Below are 18898 nucleotides of genomic sequence, written 5' to 3' on the forward strand. Positions count from 1 at the left end.
CCGAGGGCCGGGGCGCGGGCGGGAGGGCCGACGGCACGCGATAGCCTGCACACGGCAGGCTTCTGCCGAACGCGACCGGTACACCGCACTGGAGGGCCACGGCGATGGCTGAACACACCAGCTCGAGCATCACGATCGAGGCGGCACCGGCCGACGTCATGGGAGTGATCGCCGACTTCGCCCGCTATCCGGAGTGGACCGGAGAGGTGAAGGAGGCCGAGATCCTCGCCACCGACGGCCAGGGCCGTGCCGAGCAGGTCCGCCTCGTCCTGGACGCCGGAGCGATCAAGGACGACCACGTCCTCGCCTACACCTGGAACAGCCCCTACGAGGTCGGCTGGACCCTCGTCAAGTCCCAGATGCTGCGCGCGCTCGACGGCAGTTACGCACTGGCACCCCTGGGGGCCGGCGACCGTACCGAGGTCACCTACCGGCTGGCCGTCGACGTCAAGATCCCGCTGCTCGGCATGATCAAGCGCAAGGCCGAGAAGGTCATCATCGACCGGGCCCTCGCCGGGCTGAAGAAGCGCGTCGAGTCCGTCCCGCAGGCCTGATCACGTGCGTACGGTCCTCGTCACCGGCCCCGGCGGCGCAGGCCGTACCACCGTCGCCGCGGCGACCGCGCTCGCCGCGGCCCGCAGCGGCCGGCGCACCCTCCTGGTCTCCGCCGACGCCGTGCCCGCCTTCCCCGCCGGCCCCGGACCGGTGGAGGCCGCCGAACGGCTCTTCTGCGCCCGTGTCGACTCCGCCGCCCACTTCCGCGGTGAACTGCTCGAACTGCAGGACCGGGCGTCCGGGGTGCTCGACCTGCTCGGCGCCAACAGGCTCGACGGCGAGGAGCTCACCGAACTGCCGGGGAGTTCCCAGCTCGCCCTCCTGCACACCCTGCGCCGCGTGGCCGAGGGGGACTGGGCGCGGGACGGCTACGAGGTCCTCGTCGTCGACCTGCCTCCGCTCACCGACGCCCTCGCCCTGCTCGCACTGCCCGGACAGCTGCGCCGTTATCTGCGCCGCCTCCTGCCCCGCGAACGCCAGGCCGCCCGTGCCCTGCGCCCGGTCCTCGCCCAGCTCGCCGGCGTCCCCATGCCCGCCCAGTGGCTCTACGAGGCCGCTGCGCGCAAGGACGCCGAACTGGCCGCCGTCGAGGCGCTGATCGAGGACAACGCGACCACCGTGCGGCTGGTCGCCGAACCCGGTCACGCCGCCGGTGAGGCGCTGGGAGCCGCCCGGACCGGACTCGCCCTGCACGGACTGCGCGTCGACTCCGTCGTGGCCTCACGGGTCCTGCCCGGCCACTCCGGCGACCCCTGGTTCGCCGACGTCGCGGCGCGGCAGGAGAAGTGCCTGGACCGCTGGCGCCAGGAGTGGGCGCCCGGGGTTCCCGTGCACGAGAGTGCCCACCTCGGCCGTGAACCGCGCACCGCCGAGGACCTGGCTCTGCTCGCCGGGACCTGCGCACCGGACGGCCGGCCCCCGGGACGCGCCGAAGACCCCTGGTGGACCGAGGACGCGGGGGACGGCGTCATCGCCTGGTGCCTGCCGTTGCCCGGGGCCGCCAAGGAGGACCTCAGGCTCGTCCGGCGCGGTGACGAACTGCTCCTCACCGCCGGGCCGTTCCACCGGATCGTGCGTCTGGAGTCCGCGCTGCGCCGCTGCACCGTCTCCGGAGCCGCGCTGACCGACGGCGTCCTGCGTGTCCGGTTCACACCTGACCCCGCGTTCTGGCCCCGGACACAATGAACGGCGTACTACCGTTCGGGTAACGTCGGTAGTACGTGGCTCGCACGGCCACACAGACAACCGTCGCAGGAGTCCGCCATGAGTGAAGCCACCGATCGTCCCGCCGACGACGACGCGTGGGCGGAGGCCTGCGCCGAGGACCTCGAAGCGGAGAAGGCCCGCCGCCGGGCCCAGTACGGGCAGCAGCCGGGTTCCGCCGCCGAAGAGCTGCGCAGACTGATCGACGCGGTGGCCGACAAGGTCTCCTCGCTCCAGTCGCCGCTGCTCGGCATGGCGGCCCAGGGCACCGTCCAGCAGGTGATCCGGCAGGCGAAGTCCGCGGTCGAACCCGTCATCGAGCGCAATCCGGAACTGTTCGACCACCTCGCCGCCGCGGGGAACGAACTCCTCGCCGCCTACCGCTCCGCCGTCGAGGGCCAGGAGGGCCGCTGGACCCGGGGCGCCGAAGGTGCCGGAGGCACTTCGGGCGGCACCGGTGGCGCCCCCGGCCCTGCGAAGAAGGCGGCCGAGGACCCCTCGGACCCGCGTGACGAGGGCACCGGCGGCAGCGAACACATCGACCTGGACTGACCCTGAGCAGGAGAGGCCCGTCCCCGGCTCGGGTACGGTTGGCCGTAGCGGGGCTCGACCGAAACTGAGGGATTCATGGGACTCACCATCGGCGTCGATATCGGCGGCACGAAGATCGCGGCTGGAGTGGTCGACGAAGAGGGCCGGATCCTCTCGACGTTCAAGGTATCGACCCCGCAGACGGCCGAGGGCATCGTGGACGCGATCAGCGCCGCCGTGTCCGGAGCGAGCGAGGGACACGACGTCGAGGCGGTAGGCATCGGCGCGGCCGGATACGTCGACGACAAGCGCGCCACCGTGCTGTTCGCCCCGAACATCAAATGGCGCCACGAGCCGCTCAAGGACAAGGTGGAGCAGCGCGTCGGCCTGCCCGTCGTCGTCGAGAACGACGCCAACGCGGCGGCCTGGGGCGAATACCGCTTCGGCGCCGGCCAGGGCCACGACGACGTCATCTGCATCACGCTCGGCACCGGCCTGGGCGGCGGCATCATCATCGGCAACAAGCTGCGCCGCGGGCGCTTCGGTGTGGCGGCGGAATTCGGTCACATCCGCGTGGTCCCGGACGGGCTGCTCTGCGGCTGCGGCAGCCAGGGCTGCTGGGAGCAGTACGCCTCCGGCCGCGCACTCGTGCGGTACGCGAAGCAGCGCGCCAACGCCACCCCCGAGAACGCCACGATCCTGCTGGGGCTCGGTGACGGCACACTGGAGGGCATCGAGGGCAAGCACATCAGCGAGGCCGCCCGGCAGGGCTGCCCGGTGGCCGTCGACTCCTTCCGCGAGCTGGCCCGCTGGGCCGGAGCGGGGCTGGCCGACCTCGCCTCGCTCTTCGACCCCTCGGCCTTCATCGTCGGCGGCGGGGTCTCGGACGAGGGCGAGCTGGTCCTCGGCCCGATCCGCAAGTCGTTCCGGCGTTGGCTGATCGGCGGCGAGTGGCGCCCGCACGCGCAGGTCCTCGCGGCCCAACTGGGCGGCAAGGCGGGCTTGGTGGGCGCGGCCGACCTGGCGCGCCAGGGCTGATCTCACCACGGCACGTCCGGCGCCCGTCGCGCCCTCCGGGGAGCGGCGGGCGTCCGTCGTATCGTGCCTCTCATGGTCACGATGCCGATGCCGCTGCCCGACTCCCGTACCGAGCCGGACGGTTCGGCCGTCATCCGGGTGCTCAGCTACAACGTCCGCTCCCTGCGCGACGACACCGAAGCGCTGGCCCGTGTCATCCGCGCCTGCGCACCCGACCTGGTGTGCGTCCAGGAGGCCCCGCGCTTCTTCCGCTGGCGCAAGGCCGCGGCCCGGCTCGCGGCCATGACCGATCTGGTGATCCTCAGCGGCGGGGCCACGGCCGCCGGTCCCCTGCTGCTCTGTTCCCTGCGCGCCACCGTGGAACGCACCGAGGACGTCCTGCTGCCGCTCACACCGGGGCTGCACCGGCGGGGTCTGGCCACGGCGGTCGTACGGATCGCGGGGGCCCGGATCGGCGTCGTGAGCTGTCACCTCAGCCTGCAGCGGGAGGAACGGCACGCGCAGGCGGGGATGCTGCTGGACCGGATCGACGCGATGGACGTCCCGCACGCCGTCGTGGCCGGTGACCTCAACGACGTACCGGAGGGGAGCGCCTTCCGGCGGCTGGCCGGGCGGCTCCAGGACTGCCGGGCCGTGCGGCCGTGGGGCGGCGAACTCACCTTCCCGCCCGGCGTCCCGCGCAAGCGGATCGACGCGGTGTTCGCCAGCGACGGCATCGAGGTGCTCGGCTGCGGCGTCCCCGCGGACCTGCCCGGCGTCACGGGCGCGGACCTGCGGGCGGCCACGGACCACCTGCCCGTGCTGGCCGCCCTCAGGGTGCCCGCAGGAGGCTGAACCGGGGCAGGAGGTGCGCGGGGCGGGAACAGGCCGTCCCCGCCCCGCGCAGTGGTCAGACGACCGCGCCGCGCCCCGGATCGTCGTCCTCTTCGTCGTCGTGGGGCATGCGCGCCACCAGAGTGGCGAAACCGCCCAGGAAACCGCCGATGGAGAGAGTGGTGAGCCACCACGTCATCTCCCACTGCATCAGCACCGCGATCAGCATCAGCACCGGGCCGCCGACGACCGCGAGCCAGGCGAACTTCGCCGTCACGTCGGCCTCGGGAAGCGGCGGTGGTTCCGGCGGGACGAAATGCCCCTCCTCGCTGTCGTCCGGATCGCCGCTGCCGCTGTCCCCGGGCTCCTCCAGGGCGTAGTCGCGAGGGCCTCCGACCCCGGGGGCGAACACGACCGAACCGCCCAGCGGTTTCTTCTCCGGCGGCCCGGCGGGCGTCTTCCCGCTCACGCCCTTGTCCGTGTCGTCGCCCGCCCCGGACTCCGGAGAGGGGTCCAGGACGTTGAGCTGGCCGTCCTCCAGCAGGGCCAGGTCCTCGACCGACTTGAACGGCTTGGCGCCAGGCGGGTCCGGCGGCTCCTCGCCGTAGCCCGCGACGATCGCCTCCCAGGCCGCGGCCTCGTCGAGCGGCCGGGCCCCCTCCGTACCCTCGGGGACGGCCGCTCCCTCCGTGGGGCGCGGTTCGCGCTCCTCGTCACTTCCCGCGCGTTCCGCGTCGTGCTCAGCCACCGGACGTGCTCCCCTTCCTGCCAGCGTCGGTTGCGAGGCGGTCGACGAACCGGTAGCTCTCGTCGAAGATCCGCTCCGCATCGTGGTCCAACGTCGCGACGTGGTAGCTCTGTTCCAGCAGGATCTCCTCGACGTCCCGGGACGAGACCCGGCTGAGGATCCGCGCCGAGTCGGCCGGCGGCACGACATGGTCCTGCGGACTGTGCAGCAGCACGATCGGCTGGGTGACCTGGGGCAGATCGGCGTCGACCAGCCGGAAGAACGTCCGCGCGGAATGCGCGGCGTGCAGCGGAACCCGGTCGTAACCGACCTCGTCGACGCCCTCCAGTGCGATGTCGCTGGTCAGCCCCTTCGTCGTCCGCACCACATGCCGGGCCACCGGCAGGGCGTACGCCGACAGGCCGTGCACCTTGTTCGCCGGATTCACCAGCACCAGGCCCGCGATCCCGTCCCCGTGCTTGGCGGCGAGGCGCAGCGCCAGGGCACCGCCCATCGAGAGGCCGAAGACGAAGACCTGCGCGCACCGCGCCCGCAGCGCCCGCAGCTCCCGGTCCACCTCCGCGTACCAGTCCTGCCAGCCCGTGACCGCCATGTCCTCCCAGCGCGTGCCGTGGCCGGGCAGCAGCGGGAGGGACACGGTCAGTCCGCGCTCCGCCAGATAACCGGCCCAAGGGCGCAGCGACTGCGGCGAACCCGTGAATCCGTGACAGAGGAGGACGCCGGCCTCTCCGCCCTCGTGGCGGAACGGCTCGGCTCCTGGGAGGACCGGCACCAGGGTCTCCTGTTCATGAAGCGGGGCGGGGTGCGGGGGGTGTGCGAAAGGATTACTTCACCGTACGCGACCGGACCGACACCGACCAGGGCCGTCACCGCCCGGGCAGCCGCCGCTCGCGGGGGGACACCGGCGGGGGCACCGCCCCGAGCGGGCGGGGAGGGCCCCGGTCCCACAGGTTAAGGTCTGTCGGACGGCACACGGGAGGCATCCGAGTTGATCTACGGCGCAATGAAGTTCTCCATCGGCGGGTCCCTGAAGCTCGCCTTCAGGCCGTGGGTGGAGGGCCTGGAGAACATCCCCGCACACGGGCCGGCGATCCTCGCGAGCAACCACCTGTCGTTCTCCGACTCCTTCTTCCTGCCGGCCGTCCTGGACCGCAAGGTGACCTTCATCGCCAAGGCGGAGTACTTCACGGCACCCGGGGTGAAGGGCAGGCTCACCGCCGCGTTCTTCAAGGGCGTGGGGCAGCTCCCGGTGGACCGCTCAGGCGGCCGCGGTGCCGGGGAGGCGGCCATCAGGGCGGGCATCCAGGTGATCGAGAGCGGCGGACTGTTCGGAATCTACCCGGAGGGCACCCGGTCCCCGGACGGGCGGCTCTACCGGGGCAAGCCCGGAGGCCTCGCCCGGGTGGCCCTCGCCACCGGAGCGGCCGTCATCCCCGTGGCGATGATCGACACGGACAGGATCCAGCCGCCCGGCCAGGTGGTGCCCAAGCTGATGCGGCCCGGGATCAGGATCGGCGAGCCGCTGGACTTCGCCCGCTACCAGGGCATGGACGGCGACCGCTACATCCTGCGCTCGGTGACCGACCAGGTGATGTACGAGATCATGAAGCTCTCGGGCCAGGAGTACGTGGACATCTACGCGACCGCGGCCAAGAGGCGGATCGCCGAGGCCGCGAAGAAGGGGACGGAGCGGTCCGGCGCATAGGCGCACGACAGGGGCGGGAGCCGGGGGAGGGGCCATGACCGGGCGCGAACGGGTCGTACGGATGTCGGTCGAGCAGCCGTTGTGGCGGGCGCTGACCGCGTACCGCGTGCTGACGCTGATCTACGCGGCGCTGCTCGCGGGCTTCGGCCGGGGGAAGTACGAGCGGCCCTGGGTGGCCGTCACCTTCCTGGTGGTCCTCGCCCTCTGGACACTCGCCACCCTCCCCAGGGTGGCCAACGCGGCGAACTGCACCAAGCGCTTCCTCGGCACGGACCTCACCGTCGCGCTGACCGGGGTCCTCCTCACGCCCCTCGCCGACTTCGACGCCCGGCACGTGGACGGCCCGACGCTCCCGTCGATCTGGACCGCGGGGTCCGTCCTCGCCTTCGCGCTCAAAGGCGGCTGGCGCTGGGCGGCCTTCGCCTCCACCCTGGTCGCCGTCGCCAACATCATCGAGCGCGGCGAGCCCAGCGAGGACACCTTCCACAACGTGGTGCTGGTATGGGTCGCCTCCATCGCCATCGGTTACGTCGTCGAGGTGGCCCGGGCCAGTGAACGCACCCTGGCGCGCGCCCTGGAGATCGAGGCCGCCACCCGGGAGCGGGAGCGGCTCGCGCGCGACATCCACGACAGCGTCCTCCAGGTCCTGGCCATGGTCCAGCGGCGCGGCGCGGCCCTGGGCGGCGAGGCCGCTGAGCTCGGCCGGATGGCCGGGGAGCAGGAGATCGCCCTGCGGACCCTGGTCTCCAGCGGCCTGGTGCCCACTACACGGGTCTCCGAGGACAGTGCCGAGGGTGCGGTGGTCCGCGCGGCGGACACCGGCGAGGAGGAGGGCGCGGAGGCCGATCTGCGCGCTCTGCTCGCCCCGCACGCGGGCTCCCGGACCACCTTCGCGGAGCCCGGCGCCCCGGTGCTGCTCGCGGCCGGCGCGGCGCGTGAGCTCGCCGCCGCGGTGAGCGCCGCGCTGGACAACGTCCGGGTCCACGCGGGACCGGACGCCCAGGCGTGGATCCTGGTCGAGGACGAACCGGACACGGTGATCGTCACGGTCCGGGACGACGGCCCGGGCATCCCGGAGGGCCGGCTCGACCAGGCGGAAGGGGAGGGACGGCTCGGCGTCGCCCTGTCGATCCGCGGGCGGCTGCGCGATCTGGGAGGCACAGCAGAGCTGATCTCGGTACCCGGTCAGGGCACCGAGGTCGAGTTGAAGGTTCCGAAGGTTTCACGGGGGAAGGCAGGATCGGCCCGATGAGTACACCGAACACGCAGGCATCCGAGGAGCGGGCCATCAGGGTGATGGTCGTCGACGACCACCCGATGTGGCGCGATGCCGTGGCCCGCGATCTGACCGAGGCCGGTTTCGACGTGGTCGCGACCGCCGGCGACGGCCCGGGGGCCGTGCGTCGGGCCAGGGCCGCCGGGCCCGACGTCCTGGTGCTCGACCTGAACCTGCCGGGGATGCCCGGCGCCCAGGTCTGCAAGGAGCTCGTCGGCTCCCACCCCGGGCTGCGCGTCCTGGTGCTCTCCGCCAGCGGCGAGCACGCCGATGTCCTGGAGGCCGTGAAATCGGGCGCCACCGGCTACCTGCTCAAGTCGGCCAGCACCCAGGAGCTGACCGACGCCGTGCGCGCCACCGCAGCAGGCGACCCGGTCTTCACACCGGGCCTCGCCGGACTGGTCCTCGGCGAATACCGCCGGCTCGCCTCCGACCCCGCTCCCGCGGCCCCCGACCGGCCGAAGGTCCCGCAGCTCACCGACCGGGAGACGGAGGTCCTGCGGCTGGTCGCCAAGGGACTCTCGTACAAGCAGATCGCCGAGCGCCTGGTCATCTCCCACCGCACCGTGCAGAACCACGTCCAGAACACCCTGGGCAAGCTCCAGCTGCACAACCGGGTGGAACTCGTGCGCTACGCCATCGAAGCCGGCCTCGACGACGTTTGACGGACGACCGCCGCTCGCCGCAACGGAACCGCACGCCATCGACGCGGCGCGCGAAGGTGCCTCCGGCGTGAGGGCCGCCCTCCGGGGGAGGGACACCGCGCGGGCGCCGGCCCGGGAGGCGACGGCGTGCCCGAAGCCGGCCGGCCCTGCACGCGGGGGCGGGAGCCCTCCTCCGCCGGCCCCGCGCCGGCCGGGCGGCGCCCCGGGGCGGTGGGCCGTATATTCACGAGGACCGGCCCCACCCCTCACCCGGGAGACGTCGTGGAGATCCTGGCATTCGGTGTGCAGTCCGACGAGAAGCCGCTGATCGAGAAGGCCTTCGCCGGCCTGCACGACGTCCGCTGCCTGGACGTCTTCCTCACCAGGGACACCGCCCCGATCGCCGCGGGGCACGAGATCATCTCCACCAGTGTCAACGCCGACCTCGGCAGCCATGTGCTGCAGGCGCTCGCGGCGGGCGGCACGCAGATGATCGCCCAGCGGTCCACCGGTTTCAACAACATCGACCTCGACGTCGCCGAACGGCTCTCCCTGCGCGTCGCCCGCGTCTCGTACTACTCACCCCACTCGGTCGCCGAATTCGCCTGGACCCTGGCCATGGCCGTCAACCGCCGTATCGTCCGTGCGGTGAGCCGTACCCGGGACTTCGATTTCCGGCTCGACGGGCTCCTCGGCCGGGACATGCACGGCCGCACGGCCGGTGTGCTCGGCACCGGGAAGATCGGTGAGGCGTTCGCCCGGATCGCCCACGGCTACGGCATGGAGCTGCTCGGCTGGGACGTGGCCGAGAACCCCGCCTGCACCGCGCTCGGCATGAGGTACGTGGACAAGGAACAGCTCTTCGCCGAGGCCGACCTGATCAGCCTCCACGTGCCGCTGCTGCCGGCCACGGAGCACATCATCGGTGCCGAGTCCCTGTCCGTGATGAAGGACGACGCGATCCTGGTCAACTCCAGCCGCGGCGGCCTCATCGACACCCGCGCGCTCGTCAGCGAGCTGCGGGCCGGCCGTTTCACCGGCGTCGGGCTCGACGTCTACGAGGCGGAGGCGGGACTCTTCCACGTCGACAGGTCCGTGGAGGGCATCGACGACGACACCCTCGCCCGGCTCGTCACCTTCCCCAACGTCATCGTGACCTCGCACCAGGCGTACTACACGCGTGACGCCGTGGAGCAGATCATCGACGCCACCGTGCGGAACGTCGCCGACCACCTGGCGGGCCGCCGCAGCGAGAACGTCCTGGTCCCGGCGCTCCCGGCAGGCTGAGGACTCCGCTGCGGATCAGGCCGGGCCGGCGGCGTGCTCCGGCCCGGCCGCCCCTCCGGGCAGCCCGCCGGTGCTCAGCCGGCCACCGGCAGCGCCGCCAGCAGTCCGGTCAGGATCGCGGCGCCGCGCAGCGTCAGCACCGACTCCGGGTGGAACTGCACCGAGGCGAAGCCCCGGCCCCGCAGCGCGTGCAGCTCACCGGAGGCCGTGTCCCGGCTGACCTCGATCCCGTGCGCCCCCAGCTCCGTGGCCGCCGCGTCGTCGCAGAGCGCGGTGAAGCTGTTGTAGAAACCGACGGTCTCAGGCCGGCCGAACAAGTCGATCCGGGTCTGCGCCCCCTGGTACGGCACGGCCTTCCGCGCGATCTCCAGCCCCAGCTCCGCCGCGATCAGTTCGTGGCCGAGGCAGACGCCGAGCAGCCCATGACGGTGTTCCCGCACGAGTTCGGCGGTCAGCCCTCTCAGCAGCCGCATCTTCGGATCGGCCGCGTCCCCCGGGTCGCCCGGGCCGGGCCCCAGCACCACGGGTCCCTCGTGCGCCCGCAGGCTCTCGCGCAGTCCCGGCTCGTCGTAACGGCGCACCGACACCGTGAGACCGGAGGAGCGCAGCAGGTGCGCCAGCATCGCCGTGAAGGTGTCTTCGCCGTCCACCACCAGCGCGTGGCCGGACAGGTCCCGGGTGCGCTCCTGCATCCGCAGCCAGAAGGGGGCCAGCCCGCCGCGCCGGTCGTCCAGGGCCGCCCGCACCCGTGGGTCGGAGGCCAGCCGCGGACGGTCCGCCTCCGGCCCTGGCCGGTCCGGGCGGACGCCCAGCGCCGCGAGCACACCCGCCGCCTTCGCATGGGTCTCGGCGACCTCCCCCGCGGGATCGGAGTGACGTACGAGGGTCGCCCCCACCGGCACGCGCAGCCGGCCGGCCGCGGAGATGTCGGCGGTACGGATCAGGATCGGCGAATCCAGCGTCTGCGCCCCGCCGGGCTCCCGGCCCACCAGCGCCAGGGCGCCCGCGTAGTAGCCGCGGCCCTCCGGCTCGTACCGCTCGATCACCCGGCAGGCGTTCTGCACCGGGGAGCCGGTGACCGTCGCCGCGAACATGGTCTCCTTCAGGACCTCGCGCACATCGAGCGAGGAACGCCCGCGCAGCTCGTACTCCGTGTGCGCGAGGTGGGCCATCTCCTTCAGGCGGGGACCGACCACCACACCGCCCATGTCGCCGACGGTGCACATCATCTTGAGTTCCTCGTCCACCACCATGGAGAGCTCCTCGCTCTCCTTGCGGTCACCGAGGAAGGCCAGCAGGCTCTCGACGGCCGGTCCCCCGGGCGGGTAGCGGTAGGTCCCGCTGATCGGGTTCATCACGACGGTCCCGCCGGACATCCGCACATGGACCTCCGGACTGGCTCCGACCAGCGTCCTCTCCCCCGTGTGCACCACGAACGTCCAGTACGCCCCGCGCTCACCGGCCAGCAGGCGTCCGAACAGCGCCAGCGCGTCGGCCCGGCCGAAACCGGGGATCTCGCCGGTGAAGGTCCGCCGGATCACGAAGTTCGCGCCCTCGCCCTGCCCGATCTCGTCCTCGACGACCCGCCGGACGATGTCCGCGTACTCCTCGTCAGGGACGTCGAAGGTTCCGCCCTCGACCCGCACCCCGTGGCCGGGCAGCTGCGCGAGCACCTCGGCCAGCGGCAGTTCGTGCGCTTCGTCGGCGACCAGCACGGCGAGCGGGGTGCCGTCGTCCCGCACGTCGAAACCCCGCTCGGCGATCTGCCGGAAGGGGACCAGGGCCAGCGAGGGCAGCTCGCCCACCGGGATGCCGGCGAGCCGGTCCGCCTCCCGCACCTCACCGGTCAGGAGCTCGACGGTGTCGTGGTCCCGGCCGGGCGTGCGCCTGCGCAGCAGCGCGAAGGGCGGGGCGTCGTCACGGAGCAGGGCGGACAGGAGACCGGCGGCACGGCCGGGCTGGGGCGTGGGCATGGGCTCGGGCATGGGAGTTCCTTACCTGTCGGAGGAACGGCTCCCGGCTCCGGAACGCAGAGAAGGCCGCCCCTCGGGCGGCCTTCGCGGAGTCTGTACGCGCGATGAGTCAGCGGGCCGCCGGATGAGCGGTCCACCACCAGTTCTGGGTCGTCTGCGCGAACATGCCCCGTACCCTAGCGGAAGCGGTGGGCAGACGAGCGCGCGTCTCATTTGCTGAGCGGGCGGATGGGGCGCCTCCGCCGACCCCGTAGTGTTGTCAAGGTGACCGTGAACGCCAATACCTCCGTCGCCGGTGGCCACACCTGGCGAGACCTTCCCGCGGCGCAGCAGCCCGAGTACCCCGATGCCGAGGCTCTGCGCGACGTACTCGCGGACCTCGAGTCGTATCCTCCGCTCGTCTTCGCGGGTGAGTGCGACCAGCTGCGCGCCCGCCTGGGAGCCGTCGCCAAGGGCGAGGCGTTCCTGCTGCAGGGCGGCGACTGCGCCGAGGCCTTCGACGCCGTGTCCGCAGAGCACATCCGGGCCAAGCTGAAGACGCTGCTCCAGATGAGCGCCGTCCTGACGTACGCGGCCTCGGTGCCCGTCGTCAAGATCGGCCGTATCGCCGGGCAGTACTCCAAGCCGCGCTCCAAGCCGACCGAGACCCGCGACGGCGTGACCCTGCCGACCTACCGCGGTGACTCCGTCAACGGCTTCGAGTTCACCGAGGCCGCCCGCATCCCGGACCCCGAGCGGCTGAAGCAGATGTACCATGCATCCGCTTCCACGCTCAACCTGGTGCGCGCCTTCACCACCGGCGGTTACGCCGATCTGCGCCAGGTCCACGCCTGGAACCAGGACTTCGTGAAGTCCTCGCCGTCCGGGCAGCGTTACGAGGCCCTGGCCCGCGAGATCGACAACGCGCTGAACTTCATGAAGGCGTGCGGCACGGACCCGGCCGAATTCAAGGCGGTGGAGTTCTACGCCTCGCACGAGGCGCTGCTGCTCGACTACGAGTCCTCGCTCACCCGCACCGACTCGCGTACCGGGCAGCTCTACGACACCTCGGGCCACATGGTCTGGGTCGGTGAGCGCACCCGCCAGATGGACGGCGCGCACATCGAGTTCGCCTCGAAGATCCGCAACCCCATCGGCATCAAGCTCGGCCCGACGACCACCGTCGACGAGGCGCTCGGCTACATCGACCGCCTCGACCCCGAGCGCGAGCCGGGCCGGCTGACCTTCATCGTCCGCATGGGCGCCGACAAGGTCCGCGACAAGCTCCCCGAGCTGGTCGAGAAGGTCACCGCCTCCGGTGCCCAGGTCGTGTGGGTCACCGACCCGATGCACGGGAACACCTTCGAGGCCGCCTCCGGGCACAAGACGCGCCGCTTCGACGACGTGCTGGACGAGGTCAAGGGCTTCTTCGAGGTGCACAAGCAGCTCGGGACGCACCCCGGCGGCATCCACGTCGAGCTCACGGGCGACGACGTCACCGAGTGCGTCGGCGGCGGCCACGAGATCTTCGTGGACGACCTGCACCAGCGCTACGAGACGGCCTGCGACCCGCGCCTCAACCGCAGCCAGTCCCTCGACCTGGCCTTCCTGGTCGCCGAGATGTACCGCGACCAGTAAGGATCACCTTCGGCGACACCTGTGGGGCACGGATCGATGTGATCCGTGCCCCACAGGCGTACCGGGGCTTTTGTGTGCGGGGACTCGAAGGTAAGGTTAGGTTAGCCTCACCGAAACTTCGGGGCGGCGCAACGACCGACCCGTCGGGAGGTGAACCGCGTGTACGTCTGCTCCTGCTTCGGCATCACCGAAGAGCAGGTGAAGCAGCATGCGGACGGCGGAGCGTGCACGCCACGCCAGATCGCTTCCGCCTGCAAGGCCGGCACCGACTGCGGTGGCTGCGTCCGCAGGATCCAGGCGCTGCTCGGCCGGGGCGAATGCTCCCGTCGTGAGCTCGGCGAAGGACGTGCGGCGCCGGCGGGCGCCCCGGCCGGAGCGCCCGCCGCCCTCGGCCGCACGCCGGAGATCAGGCTTTCCGGCGCCGCCTGAGGAGCCCGTCCGGAACTCTCGCGGAACCGCGCCGCGGTCTTCGGCGGATCAGCTCTCCGGCTGCTCGATCACCTGGGCGATGTAGAGCGGCTCGCCGAGCTTCTCGATCAGCTCCAGCTGGGTGTCGAGATAGTCGATGTGGTGTTCCTCGTCGGCCAGGATCGCCTCGAAGATGTTCGCCGAAGTGATGTCACCCTTGGCGCGCATCACCTCGACGCCCCGCCTGAGGCGGTCGATCGCCTCCACCTCCACCTGGCGGTCGGCCTGGAACATCTCGGTGACCGTCTGTCCGACCCGCACGTGGAAGAGCCGCTGATAGTTGGGCAGGCCGTCGAGGAACAGGATCCGGTCGGTGAGGATCTCCGCGTGCTTCATCTCGTCGAACGATTCGGCCCGGGTGTACTTGGCGAGCTTCGTCCAGCCGAAGTTCTCCTGCATCTTCGCGTGCAGGAAGTACTGATTGATGGCAGTCAATTCGGCGGTCAGCTGTTCGTTCAGGAACTCGAGGACCTCGGGGTCGCCCTGCATCGCAGAGGCTCCTTCCAACCGGTGAACTGGGCACGTTTGCGCGCATCCTCGCATCGCGCCACGCAACCGTCCAGTAAGTGCATGCTTAGTACGAGTTGCCCGGATCGACTCTCCCCTGGTCATGACCACCCCTGCCTGTCTGTCACCATGGAGGCATGGGTCAGCCGGAAAGCCGGGAACACGGCACAGCGGAGCGGTCCGGGCTGCCACCGGGACAGCGGCTGCAGCGTGGCTGGCCGGTCACCCATTACGGGCCCGTGCCCAAGTTCAAACCGGACCGCTGGGAGTTCCGGGTCTTCGGGGCCACCGCCGACGGTGACAAGCACTGCTGGAATCACCAGGAATTCAGTGCGCTTCCCTTCTCCTCCGTCGTCGCGGACCTCCACTGCGTGACGAAATTCAGCATGCTGGGAGCCGAATGGGGCGGAATCCCGGCCCGCGAGGTCGTGGAACTGGCGCCGCCCGCGCCCCATGTCACCCATGTGATGGTCTGGGCCGAATACGGATTCAGCTCGAATCTCCGCATCGACGACTTCCTGTCGGACCGGACGCTGTTCGCCACCCATAAGGACGGCGAACTGCTCACCGCCGAACACGGATTCCCGCTGCGCCTGGTCGTACCGCATCTGTACGCCTGGAAAGGGCCCAAATGGGTCCGGGGCATCGAGTACATGACAGCCGACCGCCGCGGGTTCTGGGAAGAGCGCGGCTACCACAACATCGGCGACCCGTGGAGCGAACAGCGCTACTCCTACCAGGAGGAAGCCGGGGACGGCCCCGAGCTCTGAGCGGCCCGAAGCCGCCGTACGGAAGCCGCCCTCACCCGGCGGCGGAGCCCCGGAGCTCCTTCAGGCGAGCCACGTCCGCGGCATGACCCTCCTTGCCGCCGGGCGTCTCGATGACCAGCGGCACGCCTTCGGTCGCCGGATGCGAGAACAGCTCACGGAACGGCTCCACGCCGATGTGACCCGCACCGATGTTCTCGTGCCGGTCCTTGTGGGCCCCCGCCACGTCCTTGGAGTCATTGGCGTGGATCAGCTTCAGCCGCCCCTCGCCCACCGTGTCCACCAGCAGATCCAGGGTCTGCCGCATACCTGCGGGGCCGGCCAGATCGTGGCCCGCCGCGTAGATGTGGCAGGTGTCCAGACAGACCCCCAGCCGGGGATGGGAGTCCAGGGCGTCGAAATACGGGCCGAAGTCCCAGGTCCGCGAGCAGAGCGAGGATCCCTGCCCGGCGGTCGACTCCAGCAGCAGAAAGGGATCGTCGTCGCGGGTCAGTTCGTCCAGCAGCGGGAGCAGGTGCGTACGCACCTGGGCGAGGGCCTCCACGCGCGGCCGTCCGCCGGTCGCCGAGCCGGTGTGGACCACCACCCCCAGAGCACCGATCTCCCGCGCCCGGCGCAGGGAGTGGCGCAGCGACAGGACCGAACGCTCGACGGTGGCCTCGGTGTGCGAGCCGAAGTTGATCAGATACGGAGCATGGACGTACGCCGGGACCGACCCGGCCGCGCACTCCGAGCGGAACAGCTCGTCCTGCGCAGGGTTTCCGGGCGGTGTCGCCCAGCCGCGCGGATTGGCCACGAAGACCTGCACGGCCTCGGCCGCCAGCTCCCGGGCGTAGCCGAGGCCGGTCTTGGCGAGTCCGCCGGCCACGGGGACATGACCGCCTATCGGGTTGCGCATGTGCTGCCAGTCCTCGGTGGGTCTACAGGGCCTTGGTCCTGATGGTGATCGTGGAACCTTCGGCGGCCTTCTCGCCGCCCTCGACCGACTGGCTCCCGACCGTGTCGCTGAAGGAGAGCAACGGGCGGTCGACCTTGACCTCGAACCCTGCCTCCTCCAGTGTGCTCCGGGCCTGGCCGACGTCCTTGCCCGTGACATCGGGGACCTGGAGCATGCGCGGGCCCTTGGAGACCGTCAGCTCGACGGTGTCGCCCTCGGCGGCCTCCGCCCCGCTGCCGGGCGTCTGGCGGGCGATCTCGCCCGACGCCTCGGGGGAGTTGACCCGGCCGGCCAGCACCTTCGCCTCGAGGCCCGCCTCGCCCAGCGCGGCCTCGGCCTCCTCGACCGGGAGCCCGGTGACGTCGGGCACGTCGACGGGGCTGCCCTTGCTGACGACCAGGGCGACCGCCGAGCCGGGGCGGCGCTCGGTACCGGACCGCGGATCCGTACGGATCACCTTGCCCCGGTCGATCTCCTCGCTGAACTCCCGGGTCACCATGCCGGAAGCCAGCCCCGATCTCTTCAGCTCACGCCGGGCGTCGGCGAGCGCGAGGCTCTCGACATCGGGAACCTTCACGATCTCCGGACCGCGCGAGATCACCAGCTTCACCGTGCCGTTGCCGCGGATCCGCTCGCCGGAGCCGGGATCGCTGCTGATCACCGTGCCGCGCTGCACCGTGTCGCTGTAGGCGCGCTCGATCCCCTTCAGGTCGAGGCCCTCCTCGGTGAGCCGCTTCTCGGCAGCACTCTGGGTCTTGCCCATGAGCGGGGGGACCTGGGTGAACTGACCCGAGTTGATGTACCAGACGCCCGCCCCGGCCCCCAGCACCAGCAGCACGGCGACGAGCACGGCGACCGGCCCGCGCCGGCCGCGGCCTGCGAAGGGCCCGCGCCGCGGGCGGTCCGGCCCGCCGGGCGCGGGCAGGGGCATCTCCAGCCGGCTGGTGTGGTGCGCGGTGCCCTGACCGGCCGGGATGACCCTGGGGATCACGCTCGTACGGTCCTCGGTGGCGTCGTGGACCTCCGCGAGGGCCTGCGGAGGCATCGCGTCGAGCTGCTCCGGGGTGAGGGCGGCTCTCATCTCCCGGGACTCCGCGAGCAGGGCCACCGCGTCGGGCGGACGGGCGTCGGGGTCGCGCGCGGTTGCCGCGGCCACCAGCTCGTCCAGCCCGGCGGCCAGGCCCGGCACGGCGGCGGACGGCGCCGGGACGTCTTCGTTCAGGTGCTGGTAGATGACCTGGGCGGCCGTGTCACCGAGGTGGGGTTTTCCGCCGGTCAGCATCTCGTAGAGCACCACACCGCAGGCGTACACATCGGACCGGGTGTCGGCCGTGCCCTGCTCGATCTGCTCCGGGGCGAGGTACGACACCGTGCCCAGGAGCGATCCGGTGGTGTCGGTGGCGGTCCCCACCGCGCGTACGAGCCCGAAGTCGGCGACCTTCACCCGGCCGTCGTCCCCTATCAGGACGTTCTCCGGCTTCATGTCGCGGTGGACGAACCCCGCACGGTGCGCGGCGCCGAGCGCGGCCAGCACCGGTTCGAGGATGTCCAGAGCGGCCCGGGGCTGCAGCGCCCCGCGCTCACGAAGGACATCACGCAGGGTGCACCCCGCGACGTACTCCATCGCCAGGTACACGTACGCGCCCTGGGCGCCCTGGTCGAAGACACCCACCACGTTGGGGTGGGCGAGCCGGGCGACGGACTTGGCCTCGCGGATGAAGCGTTCGACGAACGCGGCGTCGGTCGCCAGAGCCGGGTGCATCACCTTGAGGGCGAGCACCCGGTCGAGCCGGGTGTCCACGGCCCGGTAGACCGTGGCCATACCGCCGACGGCGATGCGCGCATCGATGCGGTAGCGGCCGTCGAGCAGCTGCCCGACGAGGGGGTCCTGGAGGGTCGTGTCCACGGGGCGAGTCTACGAGCTGCCACGGGGACGACGGAGGGGCCAGGGCCTCCCGGGGGCCGTTCCGGTGCGGAGCCGTGACAGGGGCATGCACGTGCTGTGACCGTAGGGCCGCCGCCGGTGCCCGCTTCTCAGAAGGCGGGGCGCTCCGGATCCAGCACCGCGCGGCCCTCCGCCGGCGAGGACGCCTCGGCGAAATGGCGGCGCGGGATGCGTCCCGCCCGGTACGCCAGGCGCCCGCCGTCCACCGCGTGCCGCATCGCGGCCGCCATCAGCTCCGGCTCCTGCGCCCGGGTCACCGCCGAGGCGAGCATCACAGCGGAACAGCCCAGTTCCATCGCCAGCGCCGCGTCCGACGCGGTCCCCGCGCCGGCGTCCAGGATCACCGGGACCCCGGCCTGCTCGACGATCAGCTGGAAGTTGTGGGGGTTGCGGATGCCGAGCCCGGAACCGATCGGGGAGCCCAGAGGCATGATCGCCGCGCACCCCACGTCCTGGAGCTTGCGGGCCAGGACCGGGTCGTCATTGGTGTACGGCAGGACCGTGAAGCCGTCGTCGACCAGGATCTCGGCGGCGTCCAGCAGCTCGATCGGGTCGGGCAGCAGGGTCCGCTCGTCGGCCACGACCTCCAGCTTGATCCAGTCGGTGCCCAGCGCCTCCCTGGCCAGCCGGGCCGTCAGCACGGCCTCGCCGGCGGTGAAACAGCCGGCGGTGTTCGGCAGGACCTGGATCGAGAGGCGTTCCAGGACCGACAGCACCGAACCCTGCACGGTCGGGTCCAGCCGGCGCATCGCCACGGTGGTCAGCTCGGTGCCCGAGGCGATCAGGGAACGTTCCAGCACGTCGAGGCTGGGAGCCCCGCCCGTCCCCATGATCAGCCGTGACGAGAACGCGGTGGGTCCGAGCGTGAAGAGATCGTCGGACAT

General features: G+C 71.7%; 20 protein-coding genes. 12 read left to right on the top strand and 8 right to left on the bottom strand.

The features are described from left to right. The first annotated feature begins 104 nt into the window (after window positions 1-104). The 5 genes from ACF1FZ_RS07180 (at window position 105) to ACF1FZ_RS07200 (ending at window position 4161) form a co-directional block, all read left to right on the top strand. The gene (locus tag ACF1FZ_RS07180) at window positions 105-554 is read left to right on the top strand and encodes an SRPBCC family protein (protein ID WP_391772364.1); all 450 of its coding nucleotides are present in this window, start codon (window positions 105-107) and stop codon (window positions 552-554) included. Between the two features lie 4 nt (window positions 555-558). Continuing rightward, the gene (locus ACF1FZ_RS07185; RefSeq protein WP_391772365.1) at window positions 559-1740 is read left to right on the top strand and encodes an ArsA-related P-loop ATPase; all 1182 of its coding nucleotides are present in this window, start codon (window positions 559-561) and stop codon (window positions 1738-1740) included. Between the two features lie 78 nt (window positions 1741-1818). Beyond that, the gene (locus ACF1FZ_RS07190; RefSeq protein WP_391772366.1) at window positions 1819-2310 is read left to right on the top strand and encodes a DUF5304 domain-containing protein; all 492 of its coding nucleotides are present in this window, start codon (window positions 1819-1821) and stop codon (window positions 2308-2310) included. 75 nt (window positions 2311-2385) lie between these two features. Next, window positions 2386-3327 carry an ROK family glucokinase gene (locus ACF1FZ_RS07195; RefSeq protein WP_325748528.1) on the top strand — a complete coding sequence of 314 codons (942 nt, stop codon included), beginning with the start codon at window positions 2386-2388 and terminating at the stop codon, window positions 3325-3327. Window positions 3328-3399: 72 nt separating this feature from the next. Beyond that, on the top strand, window positions 3400-4161 hold the full coding sequence (locus ACF1FZ_RS07200) for an endonuclease/exonuclease/phosphatase family protein (protein ID WP_391772367.1): 762 nt from the start codon (window positions 3400-3402) through the stop codon (window positions 4159-4161). Window positions 4162-4216: 55 nt separating this feature from the next. Here the strand turns inward: ACF1FZ_RS07200 and ACF1FZ_RS07205 are convergent, their stop codons facing one another. Together ACF1FZ_RS07205 and ACF1FZ_RS07210 are read right to left on the bottom strand one after the other, a co-directional pair. Further along, entirely contained in the window at window positions 4217-4888 is a 672-nt protein-coding gene (locus ACF1FZ_RS07205; RefSeq protein ID WP_391772368.1) for a hypothetical protein, read from the bottom strand. After that, a complete protein-coding gene (locus tag ACF1FZ_RS07210; protein WP_391772369.1) occupies window positions 4881-5660 on the bottom strand; it encodes an alpha/beta hydrolase in 780 nt (259 codons plus the stop codon). The genes ACF1FZ_RS07205 and ACF1FZ_RS07210 overlap by 8 nt, the downstream gene beginning before the upstream one ends. A gap of 216 nt (window positions 5661-5876) precedes the next feature. Here ACF1FZ_RS07210 and ACF1FZ_RS07215 point away from each other — a divergent pair, with 216 nt between their 5' ends. The 4 genes from ACF1FZ_RS07215 to ACF1FZ_RS07230 all read left to right on the top strand — a co-directional run bounded on the left by ACF1FZ_RS07215 (window position 5877) and on the right by ACF1FZ_RS07230 (window position 9800). After that, a complete protein-coding gene (locus tag ACF1FZ_RS07215) occupies window positions 5877-6593 on the top strand; it encodes a lysophospholipid acyltransferase family protein (RefSeq protein ID WP_391772370.1) in 717 nt (238 codons plus the stop codon). Between the two features lie 34 nt (window positions 6594-6627). Next, a complete protein-coding gene (gene macS / locus ACF1FZ_RS07220; RefSeq protein WP_391772371.1) occupies window positions 6628-7845 on the top strand; it encodes a MacS family sensor histidine kinase in 1218 nt (405 codons plus the stop codon). Further along, window positions 7842-8534, top strand: coding sequence for a response regulator (locus ACF1FZ_RS07225; RefSeq protein WP_391772372.1), 693 nt, complete (start codon window positions 7842-7844; stop codon window positions 8532-8534). Before macS ends, ACF1FZ_RS07225 begins: the two co-directional genes overlap by 4 nt. A 261-nt stretch (window positions 8535-8795) precedes the next feature. Beyond that, a complete protein-coding gene (locus tag ACF1FZ_RS07230; RefSeq protein WP_391772373.1) occupies window positions 8796-9800 on the top strand; it encodes a 2-hydroxyacid dehydrogenase in 1005 nt (334 codons plus the stop codon). 74 nt (window positions 9801-9874) lie between these two features. Here ACF1FZ_RS07230 and ACF1FZ_RS07235 read toward each other — a convergent pair whose 3' ends face one another. Next, window positions 9875-11785, bottom strand: a complete 1911-nt coding sequence (locus ACF1FZ_RS07235) for an anthranilate synthase family protein (RefSeq protein WP_391772374.1) — start codon at window positions 11783-11785, stop codon at window positions 9875-9877. A 97-nt stretch (window positions 11786-11882) separates the two neighbouring features. After that, window positions 11883-11939: a trp operon leader peptide gene (locus ACF1FZ_RS07240; protein ID WP_124277238.1), complete on the bottom strand. Its 57-nt coding sequence runs from the start codon at window positions 11937-11939 to the stop codon at window positions 11883-11885. A gap of 104 nt (window positions 11940-12043) precedes the next feature. Here ACF1FZ_RS07240 and ACF1FZ_RS07245 point away from each other — a divergent pair, with 104 nt between their 5' ends. Together ACF1FZ_RS07245 and ACF1FZ_RS07250 are read left to right on the top strand one after the other, a co-directional pair. After that, window positions 12044-13390 (top strand): class II 3-deoxy-7-phosphoheptulonate synthase, encoded by a 1347-nt coding sequence (locus ACF1FZ_RS07245; protein WP_391772375.1) that lies wholly within the window; start codon window positions 12044-12046, stop codon window positions 13388-13390. A gap of 159 nt (window positions 13391-13549) precedes the next feature. Beyond that, on the top strand, window positions 13550-13819 hold the full coding sequence (locus ACF1FZ_RS07250; protein ID WP_391772376.1) for a bacterioferritin-associated ferredoxin: 270 nt from the start codon (window positions 13550-13552) through the stop codon (window positions 13817-13819). Window positions 13820-13867: 48 nt separating this feature from the next. On the opposite strand, the gene bfr is transcribed toward ACF1FZ_RS07250, so the two are convergent. Further along, window positions 13868-14347: a bacterioferritin gene (bfr, locus tag ACF1FZ_RS07255; RefSeq protein WP_391772377.1), complete on the bottom strand. Its 480-nt coding sequence runs from the start codon at window positions 14345-14347 to the stop codon at window positions 13868-13870. Window positions 14348-14502: 155 nt separating this feature from the next. Here bfr and ACF1FZ_RS07260 point away from each other — a divergent pair, with 155 nt between their 5' ends. After that, window positions 14503-15135 (top strand): sulfite oxidase-like oxidoreductase, encoded by a 633-nt coding sequence (locus ACF1FZ_RS07260; RefSeq protein WP_391772378.1) that lies wholly within the window; start codon window positions 14503-14505, stop codon window positions 15133-15135. Between the two features lie 31 nt (window positions 15136-15166). On the opposite strand, the gene ACF1FZ_RS07265 is transcribed toward ACF1FZ_RS07260, so the two are convergent. The 3 genes from ACF1FZ_RS07265 to ACF1FZ_RS07275 form a co-directional block, all read right to left on the bottom strand. Beyond that, window positions 15167-16030, bottom strand: coding sequence for a deoxyribonuclease IV (locus ACF1FZ_RS07265; protein ID WP_391772379.1), 864 nt, complete (start codon window positions 16028-16030; stop codon window positions 15167-15169). 22 nt (window positions 16031-16052) lie between these two features. Then, entirely contained in the window at window positions 16053-17975 is a 1923-nt protein-coding gene (pknB, locus tag ACF1FZ_RS07270) for a Stk1 family PASTA domain-containing Ser/Thr kinase (RefSeq protein ID WP_391772380.1), read from the bottom strand. Window positions 17976-18103: 128 nt separating this feature from the next. Continuing rightward, entirely contained in the window at window positions 18104-18898 is a 795-nt protein-coding gene (locus ACF1FZ_RS07275) for a thiazole synthase (RefSeq protein WP_391772381.1), read from the bottom strand.

This window comes from Streptomyces sp. NPDC014623 (assembly GCF_043088245.1).
GTDB lineage: Bacteria > Actinomycetota > Actinomycetes > Streptomycetales > Streptomycetaceae > Streptomyces.

Excerpts from the sequence above, each read along its gene's own strand:
- bfr (WP_391772377.1), bottom strand. The coding sequence starts at position 14,347 with ATGCAGGGCGACCCCGAGGTCCTCGAGTTCCTGAACGAACAGCTGACC.
- ACF1FZ_RS07235 (WP_391772374.1), bottom strand. The coding sequence starts at position 11,785 with ATGCCCGAGCCCATGCCCACGCCCCAGCCCGGCCGTGCCGCCGGTCTC.
- ACF1FZ_RS07180 (WP_391772364.1), top strand. The coding sequence starts at position 105 with ATGGCTGAACACACCAGCTCGAGCATCACGATCGAGGCGGCACCGGCC.
- ACF1FZ_RS07260 (WP_391772378.1), top strand. The coding sequence starts at position 14,503 with ATGGGTCAGCCGGAAAGCCGGGAACACGGCACAGCGGAGCGGTCCGGG.
- ACF1FZ_RS07200 (WP_391772367.1), top strand. The coding sequence starts at position 3,400 with ATGGTCACGATGCCGATGCCGCTGCCCGACTCCCGTACCGAGCCGGAC.
- ACF1FZ_RS07195 (WP_325748528.1), top strand. The coding sequence starts at position 2,386 with ATGGGACTCACCATCGGCGTCGATATCGGCGGCACGAAGATCGCGGCT.
- ACF1FZ_RS07275 (WP_391772381.1), bottom strand. The coding sequence starts at position 18,898 with ATGTCCGACGATCTCTTCACGCTCGGACCCACCGCGTTCTCGTCACGG.
- ACF1FZ_RS07265 (WP_391772379.1), bottom strand. The coding sequence starts at position 16,030 with ATGCGCAACCCGATAGGCGGTCATGTCCCCGTGGCCGGCGGACTCGCC.
- macS (WP_391772371.1), top strand. The coding sequence starts at position 6,628 with ATGACCGGGCGCGAACGGGTCGTACGGATGTCGGTCGAGCAGCCGTTG.
- ACF1FZ_RS07225 (WP_391772372.1), top strand. The coding sequence starts at position 7,842 with ATGAGTACACCGAACACGCAGGCATCCGAGGAGCGGGCCATCAGGGTG.
- ACF1FZ_RS07190 (WP_391772366.1), top strand. The coding sequence starts at position 1,819 with ATGAGTGAAGCCACCGATCGTCCCGCCGACGACGACGCGTGGGCGGAG.